The 8,009-nt window shown below is 48.0% G+C and carries 5 protein-coding genes; 4 read left to right on the top strand and 1 reads right to left on the bottom strand.

All coding sequences use genetic code 11. The annotated features are described in order from the left end of the window. Positions 1-105: 105 nt before the first annotated feature. Entirely contained in the window at positions 106-2,781 is a 2,676-nt protein-coding gene (locus P364_RS0116640) for a YhgE/Pip domain-containing protein (RefSeq protein ID WP_024631224.1), read from the bottom strand. Positions 2,782-3,565: 784 nt separating this feature from the next. Here P364_RS0116640 and pyrR point away from each other — a divergent pair. The 4 genes from pyrR to carA all read left to right on the top strand — a co-directional run bounded on the left by pyrR (position 3,566) and on the right by carA (position 8,008). Next, positions 3,566-4,129: a bifunctional pyr operon transcriptional regulator/uracil phosphoribosyltransferase PyrR gene (pyrR, locus tag P364_RS0116635; protein WP_024631223.1), complete on the top strand. Its 564-nt coding sequence runs from the start codon at positions 3,566-3,568 to the stop codon at positions 4,127-4,129. Then, the gene (locus P364_RS0116630) at positions 4,129-5,040 is read left to right on the top strand and encodes an aspartate carbamoyltransferase catalytic subunit (protein ID WP_094939311.1); all 912 of its coding nucleotides are present in this window, start codon (positions 4,129-4,131) and stop codon (positions 5,038-5,040) included. The genes pyrR and P364_RS0116630 overlap by 1 nt, the downstream gene beginning before the upstream one ends. Positions 5,041-5,163: 123 nt before the next feature. Then, positions 5,164-6,468, top strand: coding sequence for a dihydroorotase (locus P364_RS0116625; RefSeq protein WP_024631221.1), 1,305 nt, complete (start codon positions 5,164-5,166; stop codon positions 6,466-6,468). A 397-nt stretch (positions 6,469-6,865) separates the two neighbouring features. Then, positions 6,866-8,008 carry a glutamine-hydrolyzing carbamoyl-phosphate synthase small subunit gene (carA, locus tag P364_RS0116620; RefSeq protein ID WP_024631220.1) on the top strand — a complete coding sequence of 381 codons (1,143 nt, stop codon included), beginning with the start codon at positions 6,866-6,868 and terminating at the stop codon, positions 8,006-8,008. Position 8,009: the final 1 nt, after the last annotated feature.

Below are 8,009 nucleotides of genomic sequence, written 5' to 3'. Positions count from 1 at the left end.
CCAATGGCCTTGTCTCTTTGAGCATGATTCATTCGGTATGTGCAGGTTGGTTTAAAAAACCAAAGGACCCTCTGCGTTCATGACACAGAGGGTCGCTCGGACGATTTAAGCAATAATTTTGGTCTTCTTGGCATTCTCGGCTGAACGTTTAGTCAGACTGCTGAGTGGACGTTTCAAAGCGAGGGCAACAATGAGACTCAGCGCGATGAACATGCACAGCCACAGAATATCCTTGATGGCTGTCGACCACAGGATACCGCCGACCGACTCACGCAGCAGACTGATCGCATACGTGAAGGGCATGAACGGATTCAATGCCTGGAAAAAGGGCGATGTCATGCTGATCGGGAATGTACCGCCGGAGCTGGAGAACTGGAACACCATGAAGATGATGGCGATCCCTTTGCCGATATTCCCAAAAACGGACAGCAGGGTGTACGTTATGGTGACAAACACGGCACTCACAAGCATGGCAAACAGGACAAACCACAGCTTATCTGCGACATAGGTTCCGAGAATCAGGATGTCTCCCAGACTGACACATACCGCTTGAAGCAATCCAATGGTCAGAAAAGTTGCAAGACGTCCGAGATACAACTCATATCCCCTGAACTTGCCTTCTGGATTTTCAGCTTCGGCACGAAGCAGGGAAATCAGCAGCGTTGAACCAACCCACAAGGACAGCACGCCATAAAATGGTGACATGGCCGATCCATAATTCGGAATCGGGTAAAGCTGCTGTTCCTTGATTTGTACTGGACTTGCAAGGAAAGCACTCTCTTCTTCAATGTCTCCGCGCAAAAGTTTGGCGAGTTCGGCAAACTGGTTATTGCCTTCCACTTCCCTAAGCTTGTCTGCAGCCTTGCTGATGGCACTTTCCAGTGCGGGCAGGTCATCACGTACAAGCGTGGCAACACGATGTACTCCTTTTTCGACCTCTGGCAGCTGGTTCTGTACAAAATCGGATGCCTTGCCGATCTGTTTCTCGGCATTAGGCAGATCGTTCCGAACAAAATCAGCCGCTTCGTTCAGCTTGGTTCCCAGCTTGGGCAGATCGTTCCGAATTAATGAAGACACCGTGTTCAAAGCTTGGATAAAGCCTTCACTTTTGTTTGCGAGTGTCTCCGATATTTCATGGATCTTAGATTGTATTTGAGGCAGTTCGCTCTGGATTTTAGTAAGCTCGGTCTGCCCAAACGTAATCCCTTCTTTGGCTGACGCAAGAATGTCCTTAATATCCGGAATTCGATCTCTGGCCCCCTGTAGTGCATCTGCTGAAGTGGAGAGGATAGACCTGAGTTTATCCGCACCAGCCGCAAGTGCAGGTGATATTTCGCTATCGTAGGTGTTCAGGATATTGCCAATCCCGCTGCTAATGTCCTTGGAGAGGGCATTTAACTGAGCGATGACGTCTGCAGGCGGAGTTGTATTACGACGCATCGCATCACTGATGATCCCAGCCAGGCGGATTTGCAGCTGAAGTTTATCAGAAATGGTGTTCAGTTGCGTAATTTTATTGCTCAGTGGATGGCTAGGAAGCAAATTGTCGATTTTGCTGAGTAATTCCGCCATACTGTCAACGAGTTTTACCGCAATCCCCAAGCGGGCAGCGATCCGGTCCAGATCTTCTGGTGTCGGCAGCTTGTTAAGATCCGTATTTTGCAATTGCCCAAATACATCTCCTGCAGCGTTTGCGATTTGCTGCACCAGCAGCAGGTTTTGCCGGATCGCCGGGCCTATAGCCTGAAACGCTTCTTCACTGGAATCTACAAACTGATTCAATCCTTCGGCCAGCTCAATCCCGTTACCAGCGATTTGTGATACTTTATCCAGATCTTGCTCTGCGGCGGTTACGATAGACAGAGCTTTGTCGGTTTTGTCCAGGGCCGTTTGGATGACACCTGATACCTGACCAAAGTTTGCATCTACTTCCCGAATACGTTCTACGGCTTTTTGAATATCGGGAATCCGTCCCTGAATAGCCAACACCTCGGATGCCGCATCATTAATTTGTGGCCAATACTCCTGCACCTTGAGCACATACTGTGCGGCTTCATTAATTTCGGGAAGTTTTTTTTCGATTTCGACGATCTTTTGAGCATCTTTGACAATACCAGGCATGGCTTTTTCCACTTCCAGTACCTTTTGACCTGCGGACTGTATAGCCGGAAGATTTTTCTCCAGCGTGAAAATGCCATTCTCCATCTTGCGCAAAGTTGGAAGCTGGGCATTGATTTCAACTCCGGCTTCCTTCAACTTGGTTAGAACAGCCTGACTGACGGCTTCAGTGAAATTTTCATTGATTTGTGTTGTTATCGCAGATACACCGGAGCCTGTGATTTTTGGAGCAATGGCATTAACCTTTTCATTAACGGTATAGATTACCTCTGGGCGCTCCAGCTTCCCGTCAACAATGCCTGTAATTTTGGATGAAAAGTCCTCGGGAATGAGTAGGCTTGCATAATACTCTCCTGTTTGCACACCCCGTTCAGCCTCAGCCTGGTTCACAAAAGTCCATCCCAGTTTTTCATTCTGTTTCAGGCTGGATACCAGTTCGTCCCCGATATTGACGCTGGTTCCCGCAACAGTCGCACCTTTGTCTTCGGTTGTCACCGCAATTTTGATCCCTTGGGTGTTACTGTACGGGTCCCAGACAGATTTTACGTTAACCCAGTCATACACTCCCGGCAGTAAAATAATAGCCACAATTAGAAATATACCTGTGGGAACCTTTAAAATATGCAACCAGTCTGTTTTGTAAACATGCCAAATGTGACGCATAACTTCCTCCTAAATGTAAATAAATGTAGATCTTATCTTATTTCTATGTCGCATATTTGTAAATCCTTATGTATATCGGCTTTATTGCAGCTTCAATGAATTGTTTCATGTTTATAAACTTTACCCATTTCACAGCGTACTAATGCAGAGCCTTTATGTATTCCGTGTTTCTGGACGTTGAACTCTAGAATTTGAAGATATGGATCACATTAAATATGTTATTAAAACTTAAGGGAGTTAAGGCTGAACTCACCGAATGTTTTAAAAGGGAGGGCTCTGTCTCCACGTTAAAAATAGTCGGAGGATTATTTTGGCTGTAAGATTCTCCTTAATTTCTTATGGATAAATATACAGTTTTATTGTATAATTATGAATAACGAATGAAATGTGATGTGTTTGGATGTTTTTCAGCCGAACTGCTGATTCTAAGAGGAATACAGTAGATGAATTTCGCCTGTGATGTTGAGGTGTTGACAGGGAGTTGTCTTTCTGTCATAATTCATGAAGATAAACGGACATATTGAATACAGAACCCTGTGAGGTCCTGCAATATGAACGACATGAATAGCACCTTTAAATCAGTCCCGTGAGACTGGCAAGGTAACGTGAACGATACATCGTCTTTTTGCTGCGGCAAATGAAGCGATGCATCCCGAGAGTAAACTTTCTTCAGAGCGGTCTGAAGTTCGGAGACTCCTTGCCAATAAACACGGCAAGGAGTCTTTTTTGTTCTCCTCGTCACGGGGCCATGATCTGAAAGGTAAATCCTGAGGAGGCTGAACGCATGAGCACAGAGACACATGTCATTATGGATGAAACCGCGATCCGCCGCGCATTAACACGGATTGCCCATGAGATTTTGGAAAAAAACAAAGGCATTGAGGGCTGTGTGCTGATCGGTATTCGAACACGGGGTGTATACCTCGCTGAACGGATTGCCGCCAAGATTGAAGAAATCGAAGGTACACCGATCCCTTGGGGAGAGCTCGATGTGACCCCTTATCGCGATGATCGCTTGGATGAAAATAAAGCGAATCGCAAGGAACTGTTGACGATGACCCCTGAATCACTTTCGATTCATAACAAAAAAGTGATTTTGTTCGATGATGTGCTCTATACCGGACGGACGATTCGCGCAGCGATGGATGCCCTGATGGACTGTGGAAGACCACAGAACATTCAGCTGGCAGTTCTCGCGGATCGTGGACACCGGGAACTTCCGATTCGACCTGATTTTATCGGCAAGAATGTACCAACTTCCAAATCAGAGGAGATCGAGGTTGCACTCATCGAAACGGACGGAACGGACGAGGTCAAAATCATTCAGAACCGGGGGGAACAGGCATGATGATTACACAACCTGCATTGAAGGACCGGAGCTTGCTTGGCCTTAAGGAACTTAGTCGCGATGAGATCGAATCCATTCTGAACAGAGCAGCACACTGGGAAGCGCAGAAGGAGAAACTGGTTCCAGTACTGGAATCGCACTTTGTAGCCAACATGTTCTTCGAGAACAGCACGCGCACTCGCTTCTCGTTTGAGATGGCTGAGAAACGTCTGGGTGCACAAGTGCTGAACTTCACGGCGGCTGCATCAAGCGTGGAGAAAGGTGAATCCATCTATGATACGGTACGCACACTGGAGTCTATGGGCATTGACGCTGGGGTAATTCGGTTGAAACCATCGGGTGTTTTACAACAACTGGCTCAGAAAGTAAATGTTCCACTGGTGAATGCCGGAGATGGGAATAACGAGCATCCCACACAAGCGCTGCTGGATCTCTACACGATGCGGAAGGCATTTGGTGAACTGAAAGGTTTGCGTGTGTCGATCATCGGAGACATCCTGCACAGCCGGGTAGCCCGCTCCAATCTGTGGGCACTGCAAAAGTTTGGTGCGGATGTGCGTTTCTGCGCGCCGCAAACGATGCAGGCACCGGAGCTCGCAGAACACGCGCCTTATGTTGGTCTGGAAGAAGCACTCGATGCGGATGTAGTCATGATGCTAAGAGTTCAACTGGAACGTCATAAACACGGCCTGATTACTTCGGCTGAGGATTATCGCGAACACTATGGATTGACGGAAGAGCGGGCGTCACGCCTGAAACCAAGTACCATTATCATGCACCCTGCTCCTGTGAACCGCAATGTCGAGGTAGATGACGCGGTAGTGGAGAGCGCAGCATCGCGGATCTTCCCGCAGATGGCTAACGGTGTTCCAATCCGCATGGCGGTCATGGAACGCGCGATGAAACTGTAACAGGGTCTGGCTGTGGGTCATAGGCTGACGGGACGGAAGTTCTTATAGAGCAATGTGAGCGTACACGATAAAAATCATCCGGCTTGTCTGGCAAGTCGGACAGAATCGAAGCGGAGGGCAATTATGCTACAGATTATAAAAAACGCGAACATCTTGAATCAACAAGGGGAACTTGAACGGAAAACGATTATTATAGATGAAGGAAAAATTCAAAAGATCGCTGGAGTGGAAGATGAAGCGGTACTGAAAGCAGAGCAATCAGCGCATAACGTCACCGATGCTTCAGGCAAACTGGTTATCCCCGGTTTGATTGATATGCACGTGCATCTGCGTGAACCTGGATTCGAGCATAAAGAGACGATCGAAACAGGTGCCCGTTCGGCAGCGCAAGGCGGTTTTACAACGATTGCCTGCATGCCAAACACAAGACCGGTAACCGACAATGCGGATGTCGTTAAGTTGGTTTTGGATAAAGCCAAAGAAGCCGACCTGGTTAAAGTGCTGCCTTATGCAGCTATTACGAAAAACGAGCTTGGACGTGAACTTACGAATTTTGCCGCATTGAAAGAAGCTGGTGCGATTGGATTCACGGATGATGGTGTAGGCGTACAAAACGCTCAAATGATGAAAGATGCCATGAGCCTTGCAGCAAGCATGGATATGCCAGTCATCGCTCACTGCGAAGACGACTCATTGGTAGTCGGTGGATATGTGACGGAAGGCGAGTTTTCGAAGCGTCACGGTATCAAAGGTATCCCGAATGAATCCGAGGCTATCCACGTAGGTCGTGATATCCTGCTTGCAGAAGCAACGGGAGTTCACTACCACGTCTGCCACGTAAGTACAGAGCAGTCGGTTCGCCTGATTCGCTTGGCGAAGTCCATCGGCATTAAAGTCACTGCTGAGGTATGTCCGCACCATCTGGTATTGTCCGATGAAGATATCCCGGGCATGGATGCCAACTGGAAGATGAACCCGCCTCTTCGTTCACCACGCGATGTGCAAGCTTGTATCGAAGGTTTGCTGGACGGAACGCTGGACATGATCGTTACGGACCACGCGCCGCACAGCGAAGAAGAGAAGGCAAAAGGCATGGAGCTGGCACCGTTCGGTATCGTCGGATTCGAAACAGCCTTCCCGCTGTTGTACACGAAGTTTGTGGAAACAGGGCTCTGGAGCCTAGACTTCCTCGTCAAACGCATGACAGCTGACCCGGCACGGGTATTCCGACTGGATACTGGTAAGCTGGAAGAGGGAGCACCTGCGGACATCACCATGATTGATCTGAATCAGGAACAAGTGGTTGATCCGGCAGCTTTTGCTACCAAAGGAAGAAACACGCCATTCACAGGCTGGAAGCTGAAAGGCTGGCCGGTACAGACATGGGTGGACGGTAAAAGCGTGTGGAACAACACGGTCCAACAATAAATCAGTACTTAGTAAATCAATAAACTTTACATCAAAAAGCTCTTAATAACTCTTAATAACTCTTAATAACTCTTAATCTACAACCTATACACCATTAACATCTTTACAACTAACTCAAGGCAGACCATGCCGAGAATTCAATATACGAAACAAAGAAGAGTTGAATAATGCTTTTGAACATGGACACCAACGTAACTGCGGAGTGGGCAGAAAGAACCCGAAGAAGCAAAGCGTTCGCCTTTATCACCGGATTACACCATTTGAAGAATGGGATCAAAGTAATCCGGGGATAACAGCGATCAAAGGGTTTTCTGCCCACGGAGCCGCACCAAACGTAACGTCCCCCATGTTCAACTCAAAGTATTCAACGTTGATAAACACAGAGGAGTGAAATGGGATGCAGGCACAGGCAAGATTATTGTTGGAAGACGGCACACTGTTCACCGGAAAAGCATTCGGTGCTGAAGGTGAAACAACAGGTGAGGTCGTTTTTAATACGGGAATTACAGGCTATCAAGAAGTGCTTTCGGATCCTTCTTATTGCGGTCAAATCGTAACCATGACGTATCCGCTGATTGGTAACTACGGTATTACGCGTGACGACTTCGAGTCGATTCGTCCGTTCGTACACGGTTTTGTGGTACGCCGTCATGAGCCAACACCAAGCAACTGGCGTGCGGAATACAGCGTAGACGATTTGCTTAAAGAGTATGGCATCGTAGGAATCAGCGAAATTGATACACGGATGCTGACTCGCCGGATTCGTCACCACGGTACAATGAAAGGAATTCTCACAACAGGATCGAAACCTGTGGAAGAGTTGCTGGAGATGATGGAAGACACCAGCATCGCTGAACTGCGTAACCAGGTTCCTATGACTTCTACTCAGCATGTCTACAACAGCCCGGGAACGGCTGAACGCATTGTATTGGTTGACTACGGTGCAAAAACAGGGATTTTGCGTGAACTCAGCAAACGCAACTGTGACGTTGTCGTAGTTCCGCATGATGTAACAGCAGACGAAATCCGCCGCATGAACCCGGATGGAATTCAGCTGTCCAACGGCCCTGGGGACCCGAAAGACGTACCTCACGCGGTTAAAATGATCAGTGAACTGCTCGGTGAATATCCGATCTTCGGAATCTGCCTGGGTCACCAACTGTTCGCACTGGCGGCAGGAGCAGACACAGAGAAACTCAAGTTTGGTCACCGCGGCGGAAACCACCCGGTTAAAGAACTGGAGAGCGGACGTTGCTTCATCACATCTCAGAACCACGGTTACACCGTAAACGAAGAATCCGTGAAAAATACGGAGCTTGAAGTGACACATATCAACAATAACGATAAGACCATTGAAGGTCTGAAACATAAAACATTCCCGGCGTTTTCCGTTCAGTACCACCCGGAAGCAGCGCCAGGACCGTATGATAACAGCTATCTGTTCGACCGCTTTATCGAGATGATTCGGGAGCACAAGATTACTCACCCGCAACAGCCGCGTCAAGCCGTACTGGCAGCCGCAGTGAAAGGAGCACAATAAC

The sequence above is a fragment of the Paenibacillus sp. MAEPY2 genome, from assembly GCF_000499205.1.
GTDB classification, from domain to species: Bacteria; Bacillota; Bacilli; order Paenibacillales; family Paenibacillaceae; genus Paenibacillus; species Paenibacillus vandeheii.
This window is presented reverse-complemented; position numbering and strand designations above follow the sequence as displayed.